This window comes from Amycolatopsis sp. NPDC049252 (genome assembly GCF_043197175.1).
GTDB lineage: Bacteria > Actinomycetota > Actinomycetes > Mycobacteriales > Pseudonocardiaceae > Amycolatopsis.
In genome coordinates, this window is sequence record NZ_JBICSQ010000019.1 from 55044 (window position 1) to 77225 (window position 22182).

23 protein-coding genes are annotated in these 22182 nt (G+C 72.6%); 14 read left to right on the forward strand and 9 right to left on the reverse strand.

What is annotated here, in order from left to right; genetic code table 11:
- The first annotated feature begins 131 nt into the window (after positions 1 to 131).
- From ACGFMK_RS21930 to ACGFMK_RS21945, 4 genes are all read left to right on the forward strand, one after another.
- Positions 132 to 1514 carry an FAD-binding oxidoreductase gene (locus tag ACGFMK_RS21930; protein ID WP_392765988.1) on the forward strand — a complete coding sequence of 461 codons (1383 nt, stop codon included), beginning with the start codon at positions 132 to 134 and terminating at the stop codon, positions 1512 to 1514.
- Positions 1511 to 2950 (forward strand): carboxylesterase/lipase family protein, encoded by a 1440-nt coding sequence (locus tag ACGFMK_RS21935; protein ID WP_392765990.1) that lies wholly within the window; start codon positions 1511 to 1513, stop codon positions 2948 to 2950. Before ACGFMK_RS21930 ends, ACGFMK_RS21935 begins: the two co-directional genes overlap by 4 nt.
- 133 nt (positions 2951 to 3083) lie before the next feature.
- Positions 3084 to 4367, forward strand: a complete 1284-nt coding sequence (locus tag ACGFMK_RS21940) for a sensor histidine kinase (RefSeq protein ID WP_392765993.1) — start codon at positions 3084 to 3086, stop codon at positions 4365 to 4367.
- A 170-nt stretch (positions 4368 to 4537) separates the two neighbouring features.
- Positions 4538 to 4972 carry a hypothetical protein gene (locus tag ACGFMK_RS21945; RefSeq protein WP_392765995.1) on the forward strand — a complete coding sequence of 145 codons (435 nt, stop codon included), beginning with the start codon at positions 4538 to 4540 and terminating at the stop codon, positions 4970 to 4972.
- A 1-nt stretch (position 4973) separates the two neighbouring features.
- On the opposite strand, the gene ACGFMK_RS21950 is transcribed toward ACGFMK_RS21945, so the two are convergent.
- From ACGFMK_RS21950 to ACGFMK_RS21970, 5 genes are all read right to left on the reverse strand, one after another.
- On the reverse strand, positions 4974 to 5651 hold the full coding sequence (locus ACGFMK_RS21950; protein ID WP_392765998.1) for a GNAT family N-acetyltransferase: 678 nt from the start codon (positions 5649 to 5651) through the stop codon (positions 4974 to 4976).
- Positions 5652 to 5744: 93 nt separating this feature from the next.
- Positions 5745 to 6392 carry a hypothetical protein gene (locus ACGFMK_RS21955; RefSeq protein ID WP_392766001.1) on the reverse strand — a complete coding sequence of 216 codons (648 nt, stop codon included), beginning with the start codon at positions 6390 to 6392 and terminating at the stop codon, positions 5745 to 5747.
- Between the two features lie 88 nt (positions 6393 to 6480).
- Positions 6481 to 6885: a VOC family protein gene (locus ACGFMK_RS21960; RefSeq protein WP_392766004.1), complete on the reverse strand. Its 405-nt coding sequence runs from the start codon at positions 6883 to 6885 to the stop codon at positions 6481 to 6483.
- 70 nt (positions 6886 to 6955) lie between these two features.
- Complete coding sequence (locus ACGFMK_RS21965) at positions 6956 to 7513, reverse strand: hypothetical protein (protein ID WP_392766006.1); 558 nt, start codon at positions 7511 to 7513, stop codon at positions 6956 to 6958.
- A gap of 234 nt (positions 7514 to 7747) precedes the next feature.
- Positions 7748 to 8752: an NAD(P)-dependent alcohol dehydrogenase gene (locus ACGFMK_RS21970; protein ID WP_392766009.1), complete on the reverse strand. Its 1005-nt coding sequence runs from the start codon at positions 8750 to 8752 to the stop codon at positions 7748 to 7750.
- A gap of 90 nt (positions 8753 to 8842) precedes the next feature.
- Between ACGFMK_RS21970 and ACGFMK_RS21975 the strand changes: the two genes are divergently transcribed.
- The 5 genes from ACGFMK_RS21975 to ACGFMK_RS21995 all read left to right on the forward strand — a co-directional run bounded on the left by ACGFMK_RS21975 (position 8843) and on the right by ACGFMK_RS21995 (position 13427).
- Entirely contained in the window at positions 8843 to 9169 is a 327-nt protein-coding gene (locus tag ACGFMK_RS21975) for an ArsR/SmtB family transcription factor (protein ID WP_392766012.1), read from the forward strand.
- Between the two features lie 79 nt (positions 9170 to 9248).
- Positions 9249 to 9689, forward strand: a complete 441-nt coding sequence (locus ACGFMK_RS21980) for a MarR family winged helix-turn-helix transcriptional regulator (protein ID WP_392766015.1) — start codon at positions 9249 to 9251, stop codon at positions 9687 to 9689.
- Positions 9686 to 10489, forward strand: a complete 804-nt coding sequence (locus tag ACGFMK_RS21985; protein ID WP_392766018.1) for an ABC transporter ATP-binding protein — start codon at positions 9686 to 9688, stop codon at positions 10487 to 10489. Before ACGFMK_RS21980 ends, ACGFMK_RS21985 begins: the two co-directional genes overlap by 4 nt.
- Complete coding sequence (locus ACGFMK_RS21990; RefSeq protein WP_392766020.1) at positions 10449 to 11270, forward strand: ABC transporter permease; 822 nt, start codon at positions 10449 to 10451, stop codon at positions 11268 to 11270. Before ACGFMK_RS21985 ends, ACGFMK_RS21990 begins: the two co-directional genes overlap by 41 nt.
- A 36-nt stretch (positions 11271 to 11306) precedes the next feature.
- Positions 11307 to 13427: a transglycosylase domain-containing protein gene (locus ACGFMK_RS21995; protein ID WP_392766022.1), complete on the forward strand. Its 2121-nt coding sequence runs from the start codon at positions 11307 to 11309 to the stop codon at positions 13425 to 13427.
- A 343-nt stretch (positions 13428 to 13770) separates the two neighbouring features.
- On the opposite strand, the gene ACGFMK_RS22000 is transcribed toward ACGFMK_RS21995, so the two are convergent.
- On the reverse strand, positions 13771 to 14199 hold the full coding sequence (locus ACGFMK_RS22000; RefSeq protein ID WP_392766025.1) for a nitroreductase/quinone reductase family protein: 429 nt from the start codon (positions 14197 to 14199) through the stop codon (positions 13771 to 13773).
- Between the two features lie 160 nt (positions 14200 to 14359).
- On the opposite strand from ACGFMK_RS22000, the gene ACGFMK_RS22005 reads away from it, so the two are divergent.
- Positions 14360 to 14770, forward strand: a complete 411-nt coding sequence (locus ACGFMK_RS22005; RefSeq protein ID WP_392766028.1) for a zinc-ribbon domain-containing protein — start codon at positions 14360 to 14362, stop codon at positions 14768 to 14770.
- A 16-nt stretch (positions 14771 to 14786) separates the two neighbouring features.
- Here ACGFMK_RS22005 and ACGFMK_RS22010 read toward each other — a convergent pair whose 3' ends face one another.
- The gene (locus tag ACGFMK_RS22010; RefSeq protein ID WP_392766031.1) at positions 14787 to 15380 is read right to left on the reverse strand and encodes a phosphate uptake regulator PhoU; all 594 of its coding nucleotides are present in this window, start codon (positions 15378 to 15380) and stop codon (positions 14787 to 14789) included.
- A gap of 126 nt (positions 15381 to 15506) precedes the next feature.
- Between ACGFMK_RS22010 and ACGFMK_RS22015 the strand changes: the two genes are divergently transcribed.
- The 3 genes from ACGFMK_RS22015 (at position 15507) to ACGFMK_RS22025 (ending at position 17477) form a co-directional block, all read left to right on the forward strand.
- Entirely contained in the window at positions 15507 to 15947 is a 441-nt protein-coding gene (locus tag ACGFMK_RS22015) for a single-stranded DNA-binding protein (protein WP_392766034.1), read from the forward strand.
- A gap of 184 nt (positions 15948 to 16131) precedes the next feature.
- Positions 16132 to 16422, forward strand: coding sequence for a hypothetical protein (locus tag ACGFMK_RS22020; protein WP_392766037.1), 291 nt, complete (start codon positions 16132 to 16134; stop codon positions 16420 to 16422).
- Positions 16423 to 16487: 65 nt separating this feature from the next.
- Positions 16488 to 17477 carry a pirin family protein gene (locus ACGFMK_RS22025; protein WP_392766038.1) on the forward strand — a complete coding sequence of 330 codons (990 nt, stop codon included), beginning with the start codon at positions 16488 to 16490 and terminating at the stop codon, positions 17475 to 17477.
- Positions 17478 to 18292: 815 nt separating this feature from the next.
- On the opposite strand, the gene ACGFMK_RS22030 is transcribed toward ACGFMK_RS22025, so the two are convergent.
- Positions 18293 to 18970 (reverse strand): GntR family transcriptional regulator, encoded by a 678-nt coding sequence (locus tag ACGFMK_RS22030; RefSeq protein ID WP_392766040.1) that lies wholly within the window; start codon positions 18968 to 18970, stop codon positions 18293 to 18295.
- Positions 18971 to 18972: 2 nt separating this feature from the next.
- On the opposite strand from ACGFMK_RS22030, the gene ACGFMK_RS22035 reads away from it, so the two are divergent.
- The gene (locus ACGFMK_RS22035) at positions 18973 to 20640 is read left to right on the forward strand and encodes a thiamine pyrophosphate-dependent enzyme (RefSeq protein WP_392766043.1); all 1668 of its coding nucleotides are present in this window, start codon (positions 18973 to 18975) and stop codon (positions 20638 to 20640) included.
- Here the strand turns inward: ACGFMK_RS22035 and ACGFMK_RS22040 are convergent.
- Complete coding sequence (locus tag ACGFMK_RS22040; protein WP_392766046.1) at positions 20637 to 22022, reverse strand: pyridoxal phosphate-dependent decarboxylase family protein; 1386 nt, start codon at positions 22020 to 22022, stop codon at positions 20637 to 20639. The genes ACGFMK_RS22035 and ACGFMK_RS22040 overlap by 4 nt on opposite strands.
- Positions 22023 to 22182: the final 160 nt, after the last annotated feature.

The window sequence follows — 22182 nt, forward strand, 5'->3', positions numbered from 1 at the left end:
TAATGAAACTAACTCCTCGCGGACACGCCGCCCGGCCGTTACCCATCCGCGACGATCACGGGCCGATTCGCCCATGACGCAGCCGGTCCGCAGTCCTAGGCTTGCGGGCGACAACGAGGAGTCCCCCGAGAATGCTGATCGACGACCTGGCCGCCGCCCTGCCGGCCGACCGGCTGGTCCGCGACCCGGACGTGCTGCGGAGCTTCGCCCACGACGAGGCCGAATGGGCACCGCACGCGCTGCCCGCCGTCGTGGTCCGGCCGCACACCGCCGAAGAGGTCCAGACCGTGGTGCGGCAGTGCCTGCGCCATGGCACGCCGCTCGTCACCCGCGGCGCCGGCACCGGCCTGTCCGGCGGCGCGAACGCCGTCGAGGACTGCGTGGTGCTGGTGACCGACCGGCTGCGGGCCATCAAGGAGATCAACGAGCAGGAACGGCTCGCGGTCGTCGAACCCGGTGTGGTCAACGACGATCTGCGCGCGGCCTGCGCCGCACGCGGGCTCTGGTACCCGCCGGACCCGGCGAGCTCGCCGTGGTCGACGATCGGCGGCAACGTGGCGACCAACGCCGGCGGCGTCTGCTGCGTGAAGTACGGCGTCACCCGCGACTACGTCCTGGGCATGCAGGTCGTCACCGGCACCGGCGAGCTCGTCCGGCTCGGCCGCCGCACCGCGAAGGGCGTGGCGGGCTACGACCTGGCCGGGCTGATGGTCGGCTCCGAAGGCACGCTGGGCGTGATCACCGAGGTCACCCTGCGGCTGCGCCCGGCACGGGCCGCCGAGCGGACGGTGGCCGGCTACTTCGACACGACGGTCGCCGCCGGGGAGGCCGCGGCGGCCGTCGCGGCGCGGGGCGTGCTGCCGTCGGCGCTCGAACTCGTCGACCGGCACTGCCTCGCCGCGGTCGACGCGTGGAAGAACATGGGCCTGAGCACCGATGCGAACGTCGTGCTGCTCGGCCGCACGGACGCACCCGGTGCCCAGGGCGAGCACGAAGCCTCGGTGCTGCTCGAATGCTTCGAAAAGGCCGGGGCGACCTGGGCCGCCCAGTCGTCCGACCAGGCCGAGGCCGACGCGCTGTTCGCCGCCCGCCGCCTCGCCTACCCGGCCCTGGAACGGCTCGGGCCGGTGCTCACCGAGGACGTCTGCGTGCCGACGCAGGCCGTGCCCGAGATGCTCGCGCGGATCGACCGGGCGGCGCTGCGCCACGACGTCGTGATCGCCAACATCGCGCACATCGGCGACGGCAACCTGCACCCGCTGCTGGTGACCCCGCCCGGTGACGAAACCGCGCGGAAGAACGCCCAGGCGGCGTTCGAGGACATCATCTCCGACGCGCTCGACCTCGGTGGCACGGTCACCGGCGAGCACGGCGTCGGCCTGCTCAAGCAACCCGGCCTGACCCGGGAGCTCGGCCCGGCGGTGCTCGAGCTGCACCGCGCGGTCAAGCGGGCGCTGGACCCGCAGCAGATCTTCAACCCCGGCAAGGTTTTCCACGAAGGAGCCCCCGCATGACCGAGGCGATCGTCCCCACCACGTCCGGCGCGGTCCGCGGGGAGCTCACCGCGGACGGCGTCGCCCGGTTCCGCGGCATCCCGTACGCCGCCGCGCCCGAGGGCGAACTGCGCTTCGCCGAGGCCGTGCCGGCCCCACCGTGGGAGGACGTCCGCGACGCGCGGAGACCCGGGCCGACCGCCCCGCAGCGCCACCGTGACCTGCCGGGCTTCGACCTCGACCCGATCGTCGGCCCCGGCTGGCGACCGGGGCCGGAGTACCTGACGGCCGACGTCTGGACGCCGGACCCGGGCGCGGCCGGGCTGCCGGTGCTCGTGTTCGTGCACGGCGGGGCGTTCATCGGCGGCACCGGCTCGGCTTCGGTCTACGACGGCACGGCGTTCGCGCGGGCCGGGGCGATCCTGGTGACCGTGCAGTACCGGCTCGGGATCGACGGGTTCCTGCCGCTGGAGGGCGGCGCGACGAACCTGGGCCTGCGCGACCAGCTGGCGGCCCTGCGCTGGGTGCGGGAGAACATCGCGGCGTTCGGCGGCGATCCGGAGAACGTCACGCTCTTCGGCGAGTCCTCCGGCGCGGTGAGCGTCGCGTGTCTGCTCGGCTCCCCGCTCGCGACCGGGCTGTTCCGCCGGGCGATCGTCCAAAGTGGACATCCGGACATGGTCCGGGGCGTCGTCGAGGCGAAGCGGCTCGCGCGCGTCATCGCCGACGAGCTGCACGTCGAGGCGACGGCGGAGGCGTTCCGCAAGGTGTCGACCGAGCAGCTGCTCGACGCCCAGGACGCGGTGCTGCGCCCCGGCGGCGCGCCCGACCTGCGTGACGCGCTGGGCTACGACCGCGGTTACGGGCTCAGCCCGTTCCTGCCGATGGTCGGCGACGACGTGCTGCCGCAGCACCCGGGCAAGGCGATCAAGGCGGGCGCGGGCGCCGCCGTCGACCTGATCGTCGGCAGCTGCCGCGAGGAGATGCGGCTCTACCTGGTGCCGACCGGCGTGCTCGAAGCCGTCACCGACGACCAGGCCGTCGCGTCGCTGGCCGTGTCGCACCCCGACCCGGCCGGTGTCCTGCACCGCTACGGCCTCGGCGGGGAGCGCGTGGCCGGCGAGGTGCTCGTCGACGCGCTGACCGACCTGGTCTTCCGCGACTCGGTGCGTGACCTGGCCGAGAACCACGCCGGCCGCACCTTCCGCTACGAGTTCGAGTGGCGCTCCCCGCTGCTCGACGGCCGGATGGGCGCCTGCCACGGCCTCGAGCTGCCCTTCGTCTTCGACGCGCTCGACGTGCTGTCCGGGCCGCGCGGCCTGCTCGGCGAGGACGCGCCGCGGCGGCTGGCCCACGACCTGAACGGCGCCTGGTACCGCTTCGCCACCACCGGCTCGCCGGGCTGGCTGGAGTACACCGGCGAGGACACGACGTTCCACGCGGGGGCCACCTACTGATCACCTCCCGGCCGTCCGCCCGTACGGCGGGCTTTGGTCCACCAGGGCAGACTTGTCACCCTGGCGGTTGACCTTGCCCCTGCCGCGCTGCGAGGCTCAGACCGCCCGGACGGCCGGATGAATGGGGACACCGATGCCCGAGGCGGGCTTTGGCGCGCCGCCGCGCGCGTTCGTCCGCACGCTGTTGCGCCGCGGCACGCCCGCGGAGGCCCCCGAACCGGACGGCGACGACGACGACGGTGACCTCACCGCGGTCGGCGACGCGACGCTCGCCCGTGCCGCGCGCTACTGGGTGGTCGTGCCGCTGGCCTACCGGATCGCGGCGTTCATCAAGGTCTTCATCGGGTTCACCGCCGCGAACGGCAGCCTCGGGCTGGGGCCGGTCCTCGCGGCCACGGTGTTCGCCGTCGCGGCCAACACCGTGGCGGCGGTCTGGGTGCTGCGGAGCGGCGGCCTGCGGGCCCGGTTCACCGGCCGCGCGCTGGCGCTGGACCTGGCCGTCGGCGTCGCGCTCAACTTCGCCGTCGCGGCCACGGCCCCGGCCGCGGTGCAGCCGTTCGCCGTCGACGTCACCTGGACCTGGCTGGTCGGCGCGGTCGCGATGTGGGCGGGCACGTCCGGCGTGCCGTCGGCGCTGTGGCTGTTCGCCGCGGCCCTCCCCCTCCGCTCGGCCCTCACCCTCGCCGGTGGCCTCCCGCTCGACCACCAGCTCGCCCTGACCCGCTCGGTCGGCTGCATGGTCGCGCTCGCCGTGGCCATCGTGCTCGCCGCGGGCATCCTCATCCTGCTCGGCGTCGGCACCCGGTTCGCCCTCGACATCGGGCTGCGGCGCGGGCGTGAGGCCGAGCGCCGCCGGACCCGGCGCATCATGCACGACAGCGTCCTGCAGACGCTCGAAGCGCTGGCGATCTCGGCTCCCGGCGACGACGCCCAGGCCGTCGCCCGGCTCAAGGAGCTGCGCTCGATCGCCAAGGCCGAGGCGGGCGAGCTGCGCCGCAAGATCACCGAGCCGGTCGAGACCGGTTCCGTGCGCGGCTTCGCCGTCGAACTCGCCGACGTCGCCACCGAGATGACCCGCGACGGCCTGCGCACCCAGCTCGTCGCCGCGGACTTCGCCGACGACGACAAGCTCTCGCAGGACCGGCGGACCGCGATGTGCGAGGCGGTCCGGGAAGCGTTGCGCAACACCGTGAAGCACTCCGGGACCAAGCAGGTCGTGCTGCGGGTGGAGGAGCGCGACGGCGGGATCGCGGTGGTCGCCCGGGACCAGGGCCAGGGCTTCGACGTCCGCGACCGGCCGCCGGGCTTCGGCATCAGCCAGTCGATCAAGGCGAGACTGGCCGAGGTCGGCGGCCACGGCACGGTCGACTCCCAGCCGGGCCGCGGCACCCGCGTCACCCTGTGGGTACCGAGCTAGCCGTTCCCCGCGTCGCAACCGTCCGACGCTGAACCGGCCCCTCCGCAACGAACAGGCGACGGACCCGGGACGGTGGAAGCCGCTGGCCGGATCCCGGCGCTATCTGGCATTCCAGCCACTCCCGGCGCCGCGGCCGAGCCGATAGCTTCCTCCTCGAGGAGAGGAGTTCCGTGTCGAAGTTCCTGCTTTCGGTGCACGTCCTGGCGGCGATCCTGGCCGTCGGCCCGGTCGCCGTCGCGGCCAGCATGTTCCCCGCCGCGGCCCGGCGGGTGGCGGCGGGCGGCGACGTCACCACCGTGACCGTGCTGCACCGCATCTGCCGCGGCTACGCGCTCGTGGCCATCGCCGTGCCGGTGTTCGGGCTCGGTGTCGCGGGCACCATGCACGTCATGGGCGACCCGTGGCTGATCGTGTCCATCGGCCTGACCGCGGTCGCGGCGGCCGTACTGGCGTTCGTGGTGCTGCCGGGCCAGAAGAGCCGGCTCGCCGAACCCCAGCCGGGCACCCTGGGCCGGCTGGGCATGACGACCGGCGTGTTCAACCTGCTGTGGGCCGCGGTCACCGTGCTGATGATCGTGCGGCCCGGCTCGTCGACCGGCGCCTGAGTCAGGCCGGGACCCGCACCGCCACGAAGTTCGGCCGCCGCCGCACGACGAACCCCAGCGACTCGTACAGCCGGATCGCCGAGGTGTTGCCGGCGGCCGCGTGCATCATCGGCGTCTCGCCCCGCTCACGGATGCCCGCCGCGACGGCGTGCACGAGCCGCGTCCCCAGGCCCTGCCCGCGGAAGGCCGGATCGGTGCAGACGGCGCTGATCTCCGTGTGGCCGGGCGGGTGCAGCCGCTCCCCGGCCATCGCCACGAGCGCGCCCTCGCGCCGGATCCCGAGGTAGGTGCCGAGCTCGACGGTGCGCTTCCGGAACGGCCCCGGCTTCGTCCGCGCGACGAGGTCGAGCATCTCCGGCACGTCCGCGGGCCCGAGCCGCACGGCGTCGGAGTCCGGCGCGGCCGCGACCCCCTCGTCGACGAGCTGGACGCCCGGGAGCACCTCGAGCACGTCCCAGCCCGCCGGCGGCCGGTCGGAGCCACCGGCGACGACGACCGTCGCCCCGGGGCCGGCCAGCGCGGCGACGTCCCGCCAGTCCTGCTCGCCGGGGTCGTCGGGCAGGCCCAGGAAGGGCGCGACGTCCTCGGGGTAGCGCAGCACGCGGCCGGCTCGCTCGGCGAACCGGGCGTGCGGCCCGGCCAGCGACGTCCAGGTCGGGTTGTCCAGCGGGGAAGACATGGCGCTACCTCGGGGTCGGCCTCGGGTGATCACCCGCCAGGATGCGTCGAAAGCGCCATCCCGCGCCGCGGCTCCCACATCGTGAGCGGGCGCTCAGCCGGTGGTGGTCAGCTCGTCGTCCGAGAGCACCTGGCCGCCGTCCGACACCACGAGCCTGCCGCCGCCGATCTTGTAGCTGTAGGCGCCGTTCACCGCGACGTAGCCGTCACCCGAAGGCTGCGCGGGCAGCATGATGTGGGTGTCGTCCGAGGCTCCCTGCCCGCGGGCCTGGCCGTCGTAGAAGATCCGGCCGTCGGGGGTCTTGCAGACCGTGATGACGGACTTCGCGGTCTCCCCCACCAGCAGTGCCGTCCCCGTGCCGCCCGGCAGGTACCGGGCGGCGTCCCCCGGGCACGGCTTCTCGGCCGGGGTGGACGACGGAGCCGAACTGGAGGTGGACGTCGGCGGCGCGGCGGGCGGGGTGACGCCGGCCGCCGTCGTGACGACGGTCTTGGTCGTCGGCAGCGCCGGCGTCGTGTACTGCGGGAACGGCCCGGACGCCGCGGGCGGGGACTTCGAGCCCCCGGCGAACAGCACGACCCCGGTCACCGCGACCCCGGCGACCAGCATCAGGGTCAGCAGCACCCACAGCGCCCGCTTGCGGGCCCGGCCCGGGGCCAGGTTCGCGCAGGTGCCGCAGCGCCCGGCGGCGCCGTCGTTGACCGCGCCGCACTGCGCACACGTCCACGGGGAACCCGCCATCGGGCCTCCTTCGGGCCCGGCGCGGTCTCGGTCACGCCGGTCCTCCATCGTCACCGACGGAGGCCGGGGCTGCAACGCCCGGAGCGGGCTAATGGCCGATGTTCACCATCCACGGGATGCCGAACTTGTCGATGCAACACCCGAATTCGTCGGCCCACGCCTGCTTTTCGAACGGAACCGTCACGGTGCCGCCCGCACTCAGTTTTTCCCAGTAGCCCCGCAGGTCGTCGGCGTCGTCCCCGCTGAGGCTGACCGTGATGTTGGTGCCCGGGTTGTGCTCCATGCCTTCGGGGGTGTCGGACGCCATCAGCGTGTAGCCGCTGTCGGTGTCCAGCTGGGCGTGCATGACCTTGTCGGCTTCCGGCCCTTCGGGTGCCCCGAATGACCCGAACGTGTGCACCGTCAGCTTTCCGCCGAAAACGGTCTCGTAAAACTCCATGGCCTGGCGGGCGTTGTCCTTGAAGCTCAGATACGGGTTCAACCGGGAAGCCACAGCGATCTCCTTCGCTCGGACGAGAGCAGCATCCTCGCAGAAGCCCGTGACCACGACAAACGCGGAAATATCAGACGACGAAACGCCGGTGTGCGTCCGGTTCCAACGGCAGCGAGCCGTGCAGCGCCGCGCGGGCCCGCAGCTCCAGTGCCCGGTCCAGGCTGCCGGTGCCGGGCGACGCCGCCGCGTGGAAGGTGCCGCGCCCGAACAGGTACACGAGCATCAGCTTCCCGTCCCGGCGCCCGTCCGGGGCGGCGAACTCCACGCTCGCGAACCGCAGCGCGCCGCCGTAACCGGCCCTCGTCAGCCGGTCGGCGACGTCCACGAGGTCACCGGTCAGCACGCGCAGGTCGCGGTTGCGGCGCCAGCAGCGGACCGTCGAGCGGCCGTAGAGGTCCTGGGTCACCAGCGGGTGCACCGGCAGCTTGGCCGACGTCGCGGCGAGCAGCTCCGCCTCGGTGCGGTCCAGCGCGTCGCCGTCCACCTTGAAACTCAGCGTGCCGCCGCCGGTCGGCGCGAGGCCGAGCGAGGCGCGCACGCGCGGGGCGGCCGCGGCGAGGCTGTAGAGGGACTGCAGGTTCGGGCGGGATGTCCAGCAGCGGACGAGCTTGCTGTCCAGCAGGGTCACGACATTTCCTATTCTCCGGCGTCCGTTCTCCGGTCGAGATGACCGCCGGGCCGGGCACGCTGGCAATGTCCACAGTGGACGTCAGGTGCGGGGACGCGGGGTCGGAAAGGACAGCATGCTCCCGGCCCGGCGATTCCGGACCGGAATCGGCCGATCACGCGGCGAACGGCGCCGGGGTGCCGCCGAACGGTCGACACCACAGCAGTTCAGCCGATCAGCGGTATCCCTTTCGCCTCACGCGGTGATGACGACCTTCCCGAAGTTCCCGCGGCCCCTGAAGTGCCGGAACGCCGCGTCGGCCTCCCCGAACGGGTGAACGCTGTCGATGACCGGTTCGATCGGGCGGACGGTCAGGCGCCGCAGGAGGTCCTCGGTGTCGTCCCGGCTGCCGACCCAGGTCTTGCGCACGGTCGCGCCGCTGCGGAACAGGTCCATGAACTCGATCGGCGCCCCGCCCGCGCCGACGAACCCGACCAGCGCGATCTCGGCGTGGTGCGTCCCGGCCGCGACCAGCGACTGCGCGAACGTGCCGGGTCCGCCGACCTCGACGATCCGGTCGGCACCCCGGCCGCCCGTCGCGTCGAGCACGGCCTTGCCCCACTCGGGCGTCGCGACGTAGTCGACGACGACGTCCGCCCCGAGGTCCGTCAGCTTGGCCGCCTTCTCCGCGCTCGACGTCGTCGCGACCACCCGCGCTCCGTGCGCCTTCGCCAGCTGCAGGGCGAACAACGAAACGCCGCCGGTGCCCAGGGTGAGCACGACGTCCTCCGGACCCAGCGGGCGGCCGCCGTTGAGCGCCGTCCAAGCCGTGACGGCGGCGCACGGCAGCGTCGCGCCCTGCTCGAAGGTAAGCGAATCCGGCAGCGCGGCGAGCGCGTGCTCGGAGACGGCGCGGTACTCCGCGAGCCAGCCGTCCTGGGCGTTGCCGTACCCGCGCAGGGTTTCCGCGGCCGGCAGCCGGCCGCCGATCCAGTTCGCGTGGAAGGTGCCGATCACCCGGTCTCCGGCGGCGAAGCGCGTGACACCCTCGCCCACCGCGGCGACCTCGCCGGCGGCGTCGGACACCGGGATCAGGTTCCCGGGCCCGTTGGTGAAGTGGTCGCCGTCGAGGATGAGCAGGTCGCGGTAGTTCAGCGACGTCGCGCGGACCCGGACCAGCACCTCGCCGCGCTGCGGCTCGGGCACGGGTTCTTCGTACTGCACCAGGCTTCCGGCCGGACCGGGACGGTAGACGCGCACTCCGACGCACTCCTTCATGTTAACCAATCAGCTAACATCGACCATGGCACAAGTTCCGGCGAACCCGCAACCACGAGGGATACTCGGCCCATGGCCAGCCGCACCGCGACCCCGCTCGAGCACCCGGCGCTCGAGGACGTCTCGTTCAGCGAGGCACTCGAAGCGCTGCGCGACCCGCACCGGCTGACCATGATCGCCGCGCTGGCCCGCGAACCCGGCCAGTCGTGCGGCGCGATCATGCCACCGGTCAGCAAGCCCGCGGCGTCCCGGCACTTCAAGATCCTCCGCGCGGCCGGCCTGCTGAAGCAGTGGGACAGCGGCACACAGCGGCTGAACGCGCTGCGGCGCGAGGAGTTCGACGCGCGGTTCCCCGGCCTGCTCGACCTGGCCCTCGCCGAGGCCGCGCGCCTCCGCTGATCCGGACCTTCCCGCCACTTTCCCGCCAACCAGACATTTAGCGTTGCTAATAGTTCTGAGTCAGAGCTACCTTGAGGCCATGACCGAACTCGCCGAACGGCTCCTGGGCACCGTCCAGGGCATCCGCCGGGTCGTGCGCCGCCGGGTCCGCGCCGACGTCCCCGGCTTTTCCCTGCCGGGCGCCCAGGTCGAGGTCCTGCGCGTGGTCGCCGACCACCCCGGCGTCGGCGTCGCGGCCGCCGCGCGGGAACTGCACCTGGCGGCCAACTCCGTCAGCACCCTGGTCAACCAGCTCGTCGAGGCCGGGCTGCTGCACCGCGAACCCGACCCCCTCGACCGGCGCGCGACCCGGCTGGAGCTCACCCCCGCGGCCGCCGCCCGGATGGCCGCCTGGCGCCGCGCCCGGACCGGCCTGGTCGCCGACGCCCTGACCGGACTGTCCGAAGAGGACAAGGCCGTGATCGAACGAGCGCTGCCGGCACTGGAAAAGCTCATGGGCATCCTGAAGGAGCAGCCATGACCGAACCCGCGGTGCGGTGCACCGATCTCACGCACTCCTTCGGCGCGACGCGCGCGGTGGACGGCGTCGACCTGGAGATCCACCCCGGCGAGGTGTTCGGCCTGCTCGGCCCGAACGGCGCCGGCAAGACCACCACGCTGCGGATGATCACCACGCTGCTGCCCACCGGACCCGGCCGGATCACCGTCTGCGGGCTCGACGTCGCCCGCCGGAAGATGGCCGTGCGGCGGCTGATCGGCTACGTCCCGCAGCAGCTGTCGGCCGACGGCGCGCTGACCGGCCGCGAGAACGTCTCCCTGTTCGCCCGGCTCTTCGACGTCCCCCGCGCCCGGCGCGCCGAAGAGGTCCGGCGCGCGCTGGACCTGGTCGGCCTGACCGGCGACGCCGACCGCACTGCGAAGGGTTACTCCGGCGGCATGATCCGCCGGCTCGAGCTCGCCCAGGCCCTGGTCAGCTCCCCGCGGCTGCTGATCCTCGACGAGCCGACGATCGGGCTCGACCCGGTCGCCCGCTCGGCGGTGTGGGAGCGGATCTCGCAGATCCGGGCCGAGACCGGCATGACCGTGCTCGTCACCACCCACTACATGGACGAGGCCGAGCAGTACTGCGACCGTGTCGCCCTGATGCACACCGGCAAGATCCGCGCGCTGGGCACACCCGCCGAGCTCGAGGCCGACCTCGGTCCCGAGTCCACTTTGGACGACGTGTTCCGCGCGGTCACCGGTGACCGGCTCGCAAGCGAAGAAGGAGGGATCCGCAGTGTCCGTGCCACTCGCCGCACCGCCCGCCGTCTCGGCTGACCCCGGCCCGCTGCGGCAGCTGCGGATCCTGGCCGCGCGCGTCGGCGCCATGTGCCTGGTGGAGCTGCAGAAGCTGCGCCGCGACCAGACCGAGCTGCTCACCCGGGCCATCCAGCCCGCGCTGTGGCTGCTGATCTTCGGCGAGACGTTCACCCGGATCAAGGCGATCCCGACCGGCTCGACGCCCTACCTCGACTACCTGGCGCCCGGGATCCTCGCGCAGTCGGCGTTGTTCATCTCGATCTTCTACGGCATCCAGATCATCTGGGAACGCGACGCGGGCGTGCTCGCCAAGCTGCTCGTGACACCGACCCCGCGCGCGGCCCTGGTCGCCGGGAAGGCGTTCGCCGCCGGGGTCCGCGCGCTCGTCCAGGCCCTGATGGTGCTGATCCTCGCCGCGGTCCTGGGCGTCGGCCTGACGGTGAACCCGCTGAAGCTGCTCGCGATGGCCGTCGTGCTGGTGCTCGGGTCGGCGTTCTTCTGCTGCCTGTCCATCGTCATCGCGGGCGTCGTGCTGTCCCGCGAACGGCTGATGGGCATCGGGCAGGCGATCACGATGCCGTTGTTCTTCGGCTCGAACGCGCTCTACCCGGTGGACCTGATGCCGGGCTGGCTCAAGGTGCTCAGCCACGTCAACCCGCTGAGCTACCAGGTCGACGCCCTGCGCGGGCTGCTCATCGGCACGCCCGCCCACCTCGGCCTCGACTTCGCCGTGCTCGTGGTGGCGACGGTGGCCGCGATTTCGGTCGCTTCGGCGCTGCTCGGCAGGTTGGCCCGGTGAGGCACATGTCTCACCGAACGGAGGCCTTATCCGGTAATGGCTAATCTCGATTCCGTGAATCGTGGCCGGGGCGTGCTCCCCTTTGTCGGTTTTTGTGTCCTCGCCGGAATTCTGGCGGCCGGCACGGTGGCGCCCGCCGCCATCGGTGCCGGCCTGCTGTCGAATGAGGTCAGCGATTCCGTCGACGCCATTTCCGCGCAGCTCGCCGCCGCCGATCCGCCGCTGACGACGACGGTGACCGACCGCGACGGCGCCCCGATCGCGACGCTCTGGTCGCAGTACCGGCTGCCGGTCACCGCGGCCGGGATCGCGACGACCATGAAGGCCGCGATCATCGGCGTCGAGGACCGCCGCTTCTACACCGAAGGCGGAGTCGACCTGCAGGGCATGGCGCGCGCGGCGGTCAACGACAGCGCCGGCGGCTCGCTGCAGGGCGCGTCGACGATCACGCAGCAGTACGTCAAGAACTACCTCGTGAACGTCGTCGACCGGACCGATCCGGTGGCCCAGCAGGCCGACCGGGAGGATTCGCTGGCGCGCAAGCTGCGCGAGGCGAAAATGGCCGTCCAGCTCAACGACACGATGAGCAAGGACGACATTCTGGCCAGTTACCTCAATGTGGTCGAATTCAGCGGAACCGTGTACGGGGTCGGTGCCGCGGCAAAAGCGTACTTCGGGACGACCGCGGACAAACTGACCGTGCCGCAGGCGGCGCTGCTCGCCGGAATGGTGAACAACCCGAGCATCTACAACCCGTACTCGCACCCGGACAAGGCGACCCAGCGCCGCAACACGGTGATCGACGACATGGTCACCAACGGCTCGATCCCCGCGTCCTACGCCGCGTCGGCCAAGGCGGCTCCGCTCGGCCTCCTCCCCGGCGGCCCGGTGACGCCGTCCGGCACGTGCATGGGCGCGGCCCCGGACGCCGGGTTCTTCTGCGCCTACGCGGAAAGCTACCTCGCGCACGCCGGCTTCACGCCGGACCAGCTGGCGACCGGCGGGTACACGATCAAGACCACTTTGGACCCCCGCGTCTCACAGGTGACGAAGGACGCCGTCGACGCCAACGTGCCGACCACCCAGGACGGCGTGGCCAACACCTTCGCCGTCGTCCAGCCGGGCGCCAGCGGGCACCAGGTGCTCGCCATGGTCGCCAACCGCAACTTCGGCACCGACCCGGCGAAGGGCGAGACGTCGACGGACATCGTCGCCGACGCGAGCAACGAGTTCGGCGCGGGCTCGTCGTTCAAGATCTTCACCTCGGCCGCGGCGCTCGTCACCGGCAAGGCGGGCCTGCAGACGCCGCTGCCGAACCCGGACAGCCAGTGCTTCGCGCCGCCGAACGCGAACAGCCACACGGCTTGCTACACCGTCCACAACGACGGCCACTACGCCGATCCGATCACGCTGGCCGACGGGCTCGCGACGTCGCCGAACGTCGCGTTCGTCGGGCTCGAGAACGAGGTCGGCATGCCGACGGTGCTCGACATGGCGCGGAAACTGGGGCTGCGCACCACTCTCGCGACCAACGACGCGGGCGCCGCGCCCGACCCGAAGTCGCCGAGCCCGCAGTACAACGAGCCGCAGTCGCAGTACTTCCAGAACCTGCTGTCGTTCACCCTCGGCAACAGCCCGGTCAGCCCGCTGGAGATGGCGAACGTCTCGGCGACGCTGATGAGCGGCGGCGTCTGGTGCCCGCCGAACCCGATCCTGTCGGTGACCGACCGGAACGGCAACGCCGTGCCGGTGCCGCAGCAGGCGTGCGAGCAGGTCATCCCGACCGGTGTCGCGAACACGCTCGAAGCGGGCCTGAGCAAGGACACCACGGAGGGCACCTCGGCCCAGGCCGCCCACGCGGCCGGCTGGACCCGTCCGGACATCGGCAAGACCGGGACGACCCAGCAGAGCGAGTCGGTCGCGTTCGTCGGCGGCGTCGACGGCTACGCCGTGTCGTCGATGGTGTTCGCCGACGGCTCGCACCCGCGGGAGATCTGCCCGGGCACGCCCGTGCACCTGGGCAACTGCGGTCACGGCGCGTTCGGCGGCACGGTCGCCGCCCCGCCGTACTTCCACGCGATGAGCCAGCTGCTGGCCGGGGTGCCGGACCAGCCGATCCCCGGGCCGGACCCGGCCTACCTGACCGCGCGGTCGTGAGCTGAAGGGTCAGCGTTCCCGGCGGTGTCCTTCGGCCTACCGCAGGAGATCGTCGTGGGTCCGCTGCTCGCCGTGGAAGAACTCGTCGCGGACGTTCCGGTGGACCGTGCCGACACCGGTGATCGGGCTCAGCCGGTTCCGCACCGGCACCGCGCCGGGCGGGCTCGCGCTCGCCCAGGACCGCCCGCGAGCACACGGCCGACCTCAGGCTGACGCCCGACGCCGGCGTGCGGAGTGTGCTTCTCCGACGCGTCGCCCACCAAGAGCCGCGTCCGGCACGACACACCACAACGTTGCGAAACTCCGAGCCTCCCGAGGCTCCCGGCCCTGGAAGCAGGAGCCGCTACCGCGGTTCGAGGAACACGAGCGGGATCTCCCGCTCGGTCTTCGTCTGGTAGTTCGCGTAGTTCTTGTAGTCGGCCGTGATCTTCGGCCACAGCCGCGCCCGCTCCTCGGCGTCGGCGATCCGGGCGAGCATCGGCCGCCGCGGCGCGCCCTTCACCGAGACCTCGACGTCCGGGTTGTCGCGCAGGTTCAGGAACCACGCGGGGTGCGTGTCGTCGCCACCGCGTGAGGCGACCACGACCAGCGCGTCACCCTCCTGGTGCGGCGAGGTCAGCATGACCGACCGCTGCTGCCCGCTCTTGCGGCCGACGGTCGTCAGCTCCAGGACCGGCATGGCGGCGACGTTCCAGCCCCGCCGCCCGCCGGTGAGCTTGACCAGACCGCGGTGGACGGCGTTCATCATCTTGAGGCTGAAGTCGCTCGGCATGGTCGTGAATCTAGTCCCGTGCACCGTCGCACCCGCAGTACGGGTCGAATGTCCGCTTCGTCCGGAACCTGGCCGGACGGGTTTGCCGAAACCACCACGGATCGGCCCGCCGGTGTGCCACGCTCCCCCGCGAACGCAGGACCGACAGGAGAGATGACCGATGCTGATCTGGGGCTACCGCACGAGGATCTTCGTGCTGGCGATGACGACGTTCCTCTGCGGCCGCTGCGGCAACCCCGCCTCGCACGCCGTCCGCAAGTCGGTCACGAAGTTCACGCTCTTCTTCATCCCGCTGTTCCCGATCCACGTCAAGTACACCGCGCAGTGCACGTTCTGCGGGATCGAGAACCGGATCCCGAAGGAGGACGCCGTCCGGCTGCAGGCGCAGGAGGAGCAGGCGCAGCAGCAGGCCCAGCAGCCCTACCCGCAGCACCCGTCGCAGCCGCAGCACCCGTCGCAGGGGTTCCAGCAGCCGCAGGGCTTCCAGCCGCCGCACCCGTCCCAGCCGCAGGGCTTCCAGCAGCCGGGCCAGTACCCCCAGCAGGGCGAGTTCCCGCAGCAGGGCCGCTGAGCTTTACGCGCGAGATTCAGGCGCTGACGGGCGCGAACCCGCGGACCCGGCGCGCGATCCCGGCGGCGGTCGCGGCGAACCGGCCGTGGACCGCGGCCAGCAGCACGACGTCGACCGCCGCGCCCGCGCCGTAGGGCCGGTCGCGGCCACCAGCCCAGGCGCGCAGTTCCCGCTCGGCCGCCTCGACCTCCGCGACGGCGTCGTCGAGCTCGCTGTCCGCGCCGGGCTCGGCCAGGATCCGCCGCAGTTCCCGGGCGGCGGTCACGGCGTGCGCGCCCAGCCGCGCGAGCGCGGGCCGCGCGTCCGTCGGCACCCGGCCCGTGAGCTCGGCGGCAAGACCACCCATCCGAGTGAGATCCGCGGCGGTGTGCACGGCGGCCACGACCGCCTTCACGTCCGCCTCGTGCGGCGCGTGCAGCGCCAGCAGCGCGCACGCCTGGTCCTCGCACGCGGCACCGAGCGCGGCCGCCGCTTCGGCCTGTTCGCCCAGCGTGCAGCCGTTTTCGAGCAGGGCGCGCGAGGCCTCTTCGAACGCGCTCGCCACCAGGGTGCACAGGTCCGCCAGCCGGTGGGCCAGCGTGACGAGCTCCTTCTCAAACGCCGTCGGCATGGCGGCACCCAACCACCCCGGACCGGCGACGGCATCTCGTCGCCCGGCCCGGAACTGTCGGTCCCCTGTGCTCTCCTCGTCGGCGAGAGCGGTGCACCCCCGCACCCCGAGGAGACGGAGGAACAGATGGCAGGCGAAACGCTGGTCACGGTGGTCGGCAACCTGACGGCGGACCCGGAGCTGCGGTTCACGCCCGCCGGCGCCGCGGTCGCGAACTTCACGGTGGCTTCCACGCCCCGCACGTTCGACCGCGAGTCCGGCCAATGGCGCGACGGTGACGCGATGTTCCTGCGCTGCAGCCTGTGGCGGCAGTACGCGGAGAACGTCGCGGAGTCGCTCGGGCGCGGCACGCGCGTGGTCGTCCACGGCCGGCTGAGACAGCGGTCGTTCGACACGAAGGAGGGCGAGAAGCGCACCGTGCTGGAACTGGAGGTCGACGAGATCGGCCCGTCGCTGCGGTACGCCACGGCGAAGGTGACCAAGGCCGCCCGGGTCACCGGCGGTGACGCGAGCAGCGCCTGGACGCCGGAACCGGTGGCCGCCGGCGTGGGAGAGCCTCCGTTCTGACCCCATCCGCACCCGGTCCCCCTCCGAACGACCGTCGACGCGGGATCGAGCCCGTCTGGACCGGCGCGAGTGACCATGAGGTGAACGCTCTGGCCGGGCCGCCGCCGGACGAGATGTCGAATTCCCGTCATCTGGTTCGACGCGTGAGTGAGACGAGGCCGAACCACGAGCGGGAGGGACCGAGATGGACGGGAACGAGCAGCCACCGGTGACGGTCACACGCCCCTTGGTGAACCACCGCATGCTGGCGATGCTCCGGGCGGTCGGGGCCGGGCGGGGCCTGGTGTCCTGCAGCAGCGAACCCGACCTCTTCATCGACGGGCTGTCGTGCGGTGACCAGTTCGCCGCGCACACGCTCGCCCACCTGGGCCTGGTGCGCGCGGCCGGCCCGGGGCTGCCGGGCGAGCTGGTGCCGGCGGTGCTGACGGCGGCGGGCCAGGCGATCATCAGCGGAGAACAGCGGCCGGCTGCCTGAAGTGGCCGAGGTGTTTGACAACTCCAGAACGCGAAGAATCAGCGGCCGCGACTACCGTGGCGGGCATGAGCAACATCGAGGCCGACCCCGCCGAGCTCGCCTGCGGCGACCGGCCCGCGACGGCCGACCCGGACCGCCCGGCCGTCGAGGTCCTCACCCCGCGCGAGGTGCCGCTGGGCGGCCCGCGGGCGATGCGGGTCCGGCGGACGCTGCCCCAGCGGGCCCGCTCGCTGATCGGCGCCTGGTGCTTCGCCGACCACTACGGCCCGGACGAGGTCGCCGGAGCCGGCGCGATGGACGTCGCCCCGCACCCGCACACCGGCCTGCAGACGGTGAGCTGGCTGTTCGCCGGCGAGATCGAGCACCGCGACAGCATGGGCACGCACGCGATGGTCCGGCCCGGCGAGCTCAACCTGATGACCGGCGGCCACGGCATCTGCCACTCGGAAGTCTCGACGGCGGCCACGAAGACCCTGCACGGCGTCCAGCTCTGGGTGGCACTGCCCGAACGGCACCGCCACACGGCCCGCGACTTCCAGCACTACGTGCCGTCGGTGAACCGGATCGAGGGCGCCGAGATCCGGGTGTTCCTCGGCTCGCTGGCCGGGCGCACGTCCCCGATCCCGACGTTCACCCCGTTGCTGGGCGCGGAACTGGTGCTGAACCCGGACGCCCACATGTCCCTGGGCGTGGACCCCGGCTTCGAGCACGGCGTCCTCGTGGACACGGGCGCGGTGACGGTCGGCGGCACCCCGGTCCGCGCGGCGGAGCTGGGCTACGTCGGCACCGGCCTGCGCCGCCTGACGTTGAGCAACAACGGGTCTGCGCCCGCGCGCTTCCTCCTGCTCGGCGGCACCCCGTTCGACGAAGAGATCCTGATGTGGTGGAACTTCGTCGGCCGCACGCACGAGGAGATAGCGGCTTTCCGCGAAGCGTGGCAAGCGGAATCCGACCAGTTCGGCAGCGTCACGGGCTACACCGGCACCCCGCAGCGCCTGCCGGCCCCGGAACTGCCCGCCGTCCGCATCAAACCCCGCCACAACCCGCCCCGCTGACCGCGGCCCCCGAGGTGGCAGAGGCCCTTGCACCCGCTCGACGCCACCGCCGAAGTCAGCCACCCCGCACCCACCACCGGCCGCCTTCAGCAACATCGTCCAAGCCACAACCGCTGGCCACGGCAAGCATCGTGCTACCCGGCGACCATCGCCTCACCACGGCACCCGCTGCCACAGCCACGGCGAGCTGCACCCGAAGCGACGAGCCGTAACCGCGGCGCCCATCGCCTCACAGGAAGCACAACGGCGTGGCCACCGATGGCAAGCACCGCCCGAAGCAATCACCCGGCCACCTACGGCAAGCACCGCCCGGGGGCACGAGCCCACCGCCCACGGCAATCACCACCAAAGGCAACCCAGCAACCACGGCGAGCACCACCACACGGGCCACCGCCGGCGAGCACTGCCGGAGCAAACACCCGCCGCCCTTGGCGAGCACCGCATCACAGGAAGCACCCGCTGCTGCAGCCCCCCAGGGCGAGCACCCCTCGCCGCAGCCACCCACCACCCAGGCCGAGCCAGCGACCGGACCTGCGTCATGGTGCCCGCCGCGCCCGACTTCACGATCATGGCGATCGGGTTGTCGTCCGGCGGCGCCGTCTCCATGATCTTGTGGACCTCTTCGGTGGCCGCCGCCCCTCGGAGAACACCAGGGCCCGGCCCCCGCGGCGATCCCGCACACCGGCCACCGCCAGACGCGGCGATCACCAGCGCCCCTGCCACATCCCACGACGCAGCGCCACAACCCCCGGCGCCACAACGGAAATCGGCCTCAACGCAGCCCCCACGAGCGCCAGCGCACCGGCCTCCAGCTCTCACCGCTCCCGAGCCAGATAAGCCTCCAGCGTCGCCAGCCGGTGCCCCCGCGCGAACTGCTCGACCTCCGCCGGATCGCCCCCGGTCTCGATCAGGTCCAGCAGCCGGTCGTGCTCCGCCACCGACCGCGGCGCCCGCCCCGGCACGGACGAGAACGTGCTGTCGCGGACCGCGGCGAGCCGGGTCCAGCAGCGCTGCACCAGCTCGACCAGGTTCGGGTTCGGGCAGGCGCTGAAGAGCACCTCGTGGAACTCGGCGTTCAGCGCGGTGAACGCGAGCGGGTCGAACTCGGCGAGGCTGCGGCGCATCCGGTCGTTGAGCACGCGGGCCCGCGCGAGCGTTTCGGGCGTCAGCAGCGGCGCGGCAAGGCCGGTGGCCGCGCCTTCGACGATCGCCACCGTCTGCATGGCGTGCCGGTAGGCGGCCGGATCGATGGCGATCACCCGGGCCCCGACGTTCCGCTCGAACTCGATCAGCTCCTCGGCCTCGAGCCGGCGCAGGGCCTCGCGCACCGGCACCGCGCTGACGTCCAGTTCGCGGCCGATCTGGTCGAGCACCAGCCGGTACCCGGGCCCGTACCTGCCGTCGACGATCCGGGCCTTGATCGTCTCGTAGGCCAGCTGGGACTTGGTGACGGCGGGCCTTCCCGGCGACGCGCTGATCATGTAGGAAACCATATATGGTCCTGCCCACGGACGACGCCCAGGAGGCCGTGCCGATGCCGATGTCCCCGCCTTCCCCGACCGCGGCCGACCTGATCGTCGGCGGGCTGCGCGCCCACGGCGTCGACACCGTGTTCGGCCTGCCCGGCGTGCAGACCTACGACCTGTTCGACAGCCTGGCCCGCACCGGCGGCATCCGGGTGATCGGCGCGCGGCACGAGCAGACCGTGGCGTACATGGCGTTCGGGTACGCGCAGGCAACCGGCCGGACCGGCGTCTACACCGTGGTGCCGGGTCCCGGCGTCCTCAACGCGTCGGCGGCGATGCTCTCGGCGCACGGGGCCAGCGCGCCGGTGCTGTGCCTGACCAGCGAGATCCCGCGCGCCTACCTCGGCCGTGGGCTCGGGCACCTCCACGAGATGCCCGACCAGCTCGCCACCCTCCGGACGATCACCAAGTGGTCGGCGCTGGTCGAGCACCCGGCCGAGGTCCCGGACGCGGTGGCGACGGCGTTCCGGGAGGCCGCCGGCGGGCGACCGCGGCCGGTCGCGCTGGCCGTCCCGTGGGACGTGCTGGGCCTGCGCGCCCCCGCCGAGGTGGCCGGCCCGCTGGCGTTGCCGCGCCCGATCGTCGACCCGGACGCCGTCGACGCGGCCGCCGAACTGCTGGCCGGCGCGAAGAACCCGATGATCATGGTGGGCGGTGGCGCCCGGCACGCGGCCGCCGCGGTCCGGGCGCTGGCCGAGCGGCTGCAGGCGCCGGTGGTGCCGTTCCGGGGCGGGCGCGGCATCGTCGGCGACGACCACCCGCTCGGCTTCACCTGCGTGTCCGGATTCGAGCGGTGGCCCGAGACCGACGTCGTGATCGGCATCGGGTCGCGGATGGAGCTGTCCTGGTTCCGCTGGCCGGAGAAGCCCGCGGGCCTGAAGACGATCCTGCTCGACATCGATCCGCGGCAGGCGACCCGGCTCGAGGCGGACGTCGCGATCGTCGCCGACGCGGGTGCCGCCGCGGCGGCGCTGGCCGGCGCCGTCGGTCCACAACGGACGGACCGGACCGAGGAGTTCACCGCGCTGAAAGCGGCGGTGGCCGAACGGTTCGCCGACGTCGGCCCGGAGCTGGAGTACCTCCGCGCGATCCGGGACGTGCTGCCCCGCGACGGTTTCTTCGTCGAGGAGATCTGCCAGGTCGGCTTCGCGTCGTACTTCGGGTTCGAGGTCTACGCACCGCGCACGTTCGTCACGTGCGGCCACCAGGGCACGCTCGGCTTCGGCTACCCGACGGCGCTCGGGGTGCAGGCCGCGTTCCCCGGCCGTCCGGTGGTTTCGGTGGCCGGTGACGGCGGCTTCATGTTCGCCGCGCAGGAGCTCGCCACAGCCGTCCAATACGGACTCAACGTCGTGGCGGTGGTGTTCGACAACGGCTACTACGGCAACGTCCACCTCGACCAGGAGCGGCTGTTCGAGGGCCGGGCGCTGGGCGGGCGGCTGCGCAACCCGGACTTCGCCCGCCTGGCCGAGACGTTCGGCGCGCTCGGCCTCACCGCCCGCACCCCGGACGACCTGAGGAGCGCGCTCGACAAGGCGTTCGCCTCGGGCCGCCCGGCACTGGTGCACGTGCCGTGCGAGCTGGGCGTCGGCGCTTCGCCGTGGAAGTACCTGATGCCGAAGTCGGACCGCAGCTAGCCGGCGGCCACCCGCTCCAGCGCGCCGAAGACCCGCTCGACGTCGGCCGCGGTCGTCCGCCAGTTGCTGAACGCGGCGCGCAGGGCCGGGCGGCCGTCGTAGACCGTCGGGGTCAGGAAGGTGGTGCCGTCCTCGGCGATCCCGTCGACCAGCGCGTCGATCCGGGCCTGGGTGACGTCCCCGGCCAGGGTGAAGCAGACGACGTTGAGCCGCACCGGCGCGAGCAGCCGCCAGCGCGGCGAGCCGTCGAGCCGCCGGCCGAGGTCGCGGGCCAGTGCGACACAGCGCTCGACGATCTCGCGGTGCCCGTCACGGCCGTAGGCCACGAGCGAGAACCAGGCGGGCAGGGCGCGCAGCCGCCGGGAGTTCTCCGGCGTGAGGTGCAGGAAGTCCGGGGTCTCGCCGATCTCGCCGAGGTAGGCCGCGTTGTTGCTGAACACCCGCAGCTGCAGGTCGCGGCGGCGGGTGAACTGGACGGCCGAGTCGTAGGGCACGTTGAGCCACTTGTGCAGGTCGACGACGACGGAGTCGGCCTGCTCGAGGCCCGCGGTCAGCGCGGCGTGCTCCGGTGCCAGCGCGGCGAAGCCGCCGAACGCGGCGTCGACGTGCAGCCAGAAGGCGTGCCGCTCCTTGAGCGCCGCGATCGCGCGCAGGTCGTCGAAGTCGACGGTGTTGACCGTGCCCGCGTTGGCGACGACGATCGCCGGCCCGTCCAGCGCACCGAGCAGCTCGTCGAGTTTCGCGACGTCGACGGCTTCACGCCCCGGCAGCACCGGCACCTTCCGCAGGGCGGAGCGGCCCATCCCGAGGAACGACAGGGCTTTCGAGATGCTCGAATGCGGCGAGCCGGACAGCACGGTGACCGGCCCGAGCGCCGCGGCCCCTTCTTCCGAAACGACCACCCCGGCCCGCTCGCCGAGCCACTCGCGCGCGATGGCCAGTCCGGTCACGGTGGACATCGTGGCGCCGGTGACGAACGCGCCGGAGAACTCCGCGCCCAGCCCGAAGAGCCCGCCGAGCCACCCGACGGTCTCGCGTTCCAGGTCCTGCGCCGAGGAGTCCATCCCGCTGGCGGGATTCTGGTCGTAGGCCGAGGTGAGCCAGTCCCCCGCGAGCGACGCGGGTGTCGCCCCACCGGTCACGAACCCGAGGTAACGAGGCCCCGCACTGGCGGCGAACCCGGGTTCCCACCGCTGCGCGAACTCCTCCAGCGCGCCCCGGCCCCCGACCCCCGCACCGGGCAACGGCGCCGGCGCCACCGCACCGGGCGGCACGGCAGCCGCCCGGTCCCCTAGCCCGGCCAGCGCCTCTCCGGCGAGTTTCCTGGTGGCATCGAGCAGATCGGGCAGAAAACGCAAGTCGTCGGCAAGCCTCGGGTCCATTCCCCCGACGCTAGGCGTTTCCCGGAACCCCTGTCGCGGACCAATCCCCCGAAACTGGCCCCTCACCCCGCGTCGGCTCCCCCATCACCCGTGTCGACCCTCCAATCACGCGTGTCGGCTCCTCAATCACCTGCGCCGACCCTCCACACACGAGATGCCC

What these genes read in the sequence shown, in the direction of transcription:
- ACGFMK_RS21985 (WP_392766018.1), top strand. Translation starts at nt 9,686, where the DNA reads ATGACCGAACCCGCGGTGCGGTGCACCGATCTCACGCACTCCTTCGGC.
- ACGFMK_RS22030 (WP_392766040.1), bottom strand. Translation starts at nt 18,970, where the DNA reads ATGGTTTCCTACATGATCAGCGCGTCGCCGGGAAGGCCCGCCGTCACC.
- ACGFMK_RS21980 (WP_392766015.1), top strand. Translation starts at nt 9,249, where the DNA reads ATGACCGAACTCGCCGAACGGCTCCTGGGCACCGTCCAGGGCATCCGC.
- ACGFMK_RS21940 (WP_392765993.1), top strand. Translation starts at nt 3,084, where the DNA reads ATGCCCGAGGCGGGCTTTGGCGCGCCGCCGCGCGCGTTCGTCCGCACG.
- ACGFMK_RS22035 (WP_392766043.1), top strand. Translation starts at nt 18,973, where the DNA reads ATGGTCCTGCCCACGGACGACGCCCAGGAGGCCGTGCCGATGCCGATG.
- ACGFMK_RS21975 (WP_392766012.1), top strand. Translation starts at nt 8,843, where the DNA reads ATGGCCAGCCGCACCGCGACCCCGCTCGAGCACCCGGCGCTCGAGGAC.
- ACGFMK_RS21995 (WP_392766022.1), top strand. Translation starts at nt 11,307, where the DNA reads ATGGCTAATCTCGATTCCGTGAATCGTGGCCGGGGCGTGCTCCCCTTT.
- ACGFMK_RS22020 (WP_392766037.1), top strand. Translation starts at nt 16,132, where the DNA reads ATGGACGGGAACGAGCAGCCACCGGTGACGGTCACACGCCCCTTGGTG.
- ACGFMK_RS21955 (WP_392766001.1), bottom strand. Translation starts at nt 6,392, where the DNA reads ATGGCGGGTTCCCCGTGGACGTGTGCGCAGTGCGGCGCGGTCAACGAC.
- ACGFMK_RS21930 (WP_392765988.1), top strand. Translation starts at nt 132, where the DNA reads ATGCTGATCGACGACCTGGCCGCCGCCCTGCCGGCCGACCGGCTGGTC.
- ACGFMK_RS22015 (WP_392766034.1), top strand. Translation starts at nt 15,507, where the DNA reads ATGGCAGGCGAAACGCTGGTCACGGTGGTCGGCAACCTGACGGCGGAC.
- ACGFMK_RS22010 (WP_392766031.1), bottom strand. Translation starts at nt 15,380, where the DNA reads ATGCCGACGGCGTTTGAGAAGGAGCTCGTCACGCTGGCCCACCGGCTG.
- ACGFMK_RS22000 (WP_392766025.1), bottom strand. Translation starts at nt 14,199, where the DNA reads ATGCCGAGCGACTTCAGCCTCAAGATGATGAACGCCGTCCACCGCGGT.
- ACGFMK_RS22005 (WP_392766028.1), top strand. Translation starts at nt 14,360, where the DNA reads ATGCTGATCTGGGGCTACCGCACGAGGATCTTCGTGCTGGCGATGACG.
- ACGFMK_RS21935 (WP_392765990.1), top strand. Translation starts at nt 1,511, where the DNA reads ATGACCGAGGCGATCGTCCCCACCACGTCCGGCGCGGTCCGCGGGGAG.
- ACGFMK_RS22040 (WP_392766046.1), bottom strand. Translation starts at nt 22,022, where the DNA reads ATGGACCCGAGGCTTGCCGACGACTTGCGTTTTCTGCCCGATCTGCTC.
- ACGFMK_RS22025 (WP_392766038.1), top strand. Translation starts at nt 16,488, where the DNA reads ATGAGCAACATCGAGGCCGACCCCGCCGAGCTCGCCTGCGGCGACCGG.
- ACGFMK_RS21950 (WP_392765998.1), bottom strand. Translation starts at nt 5,651, where the DNA reads ATGTCTTCCCCGCTGGACAACCCGACCTGGACGTCGCTGGCCGGGCCG.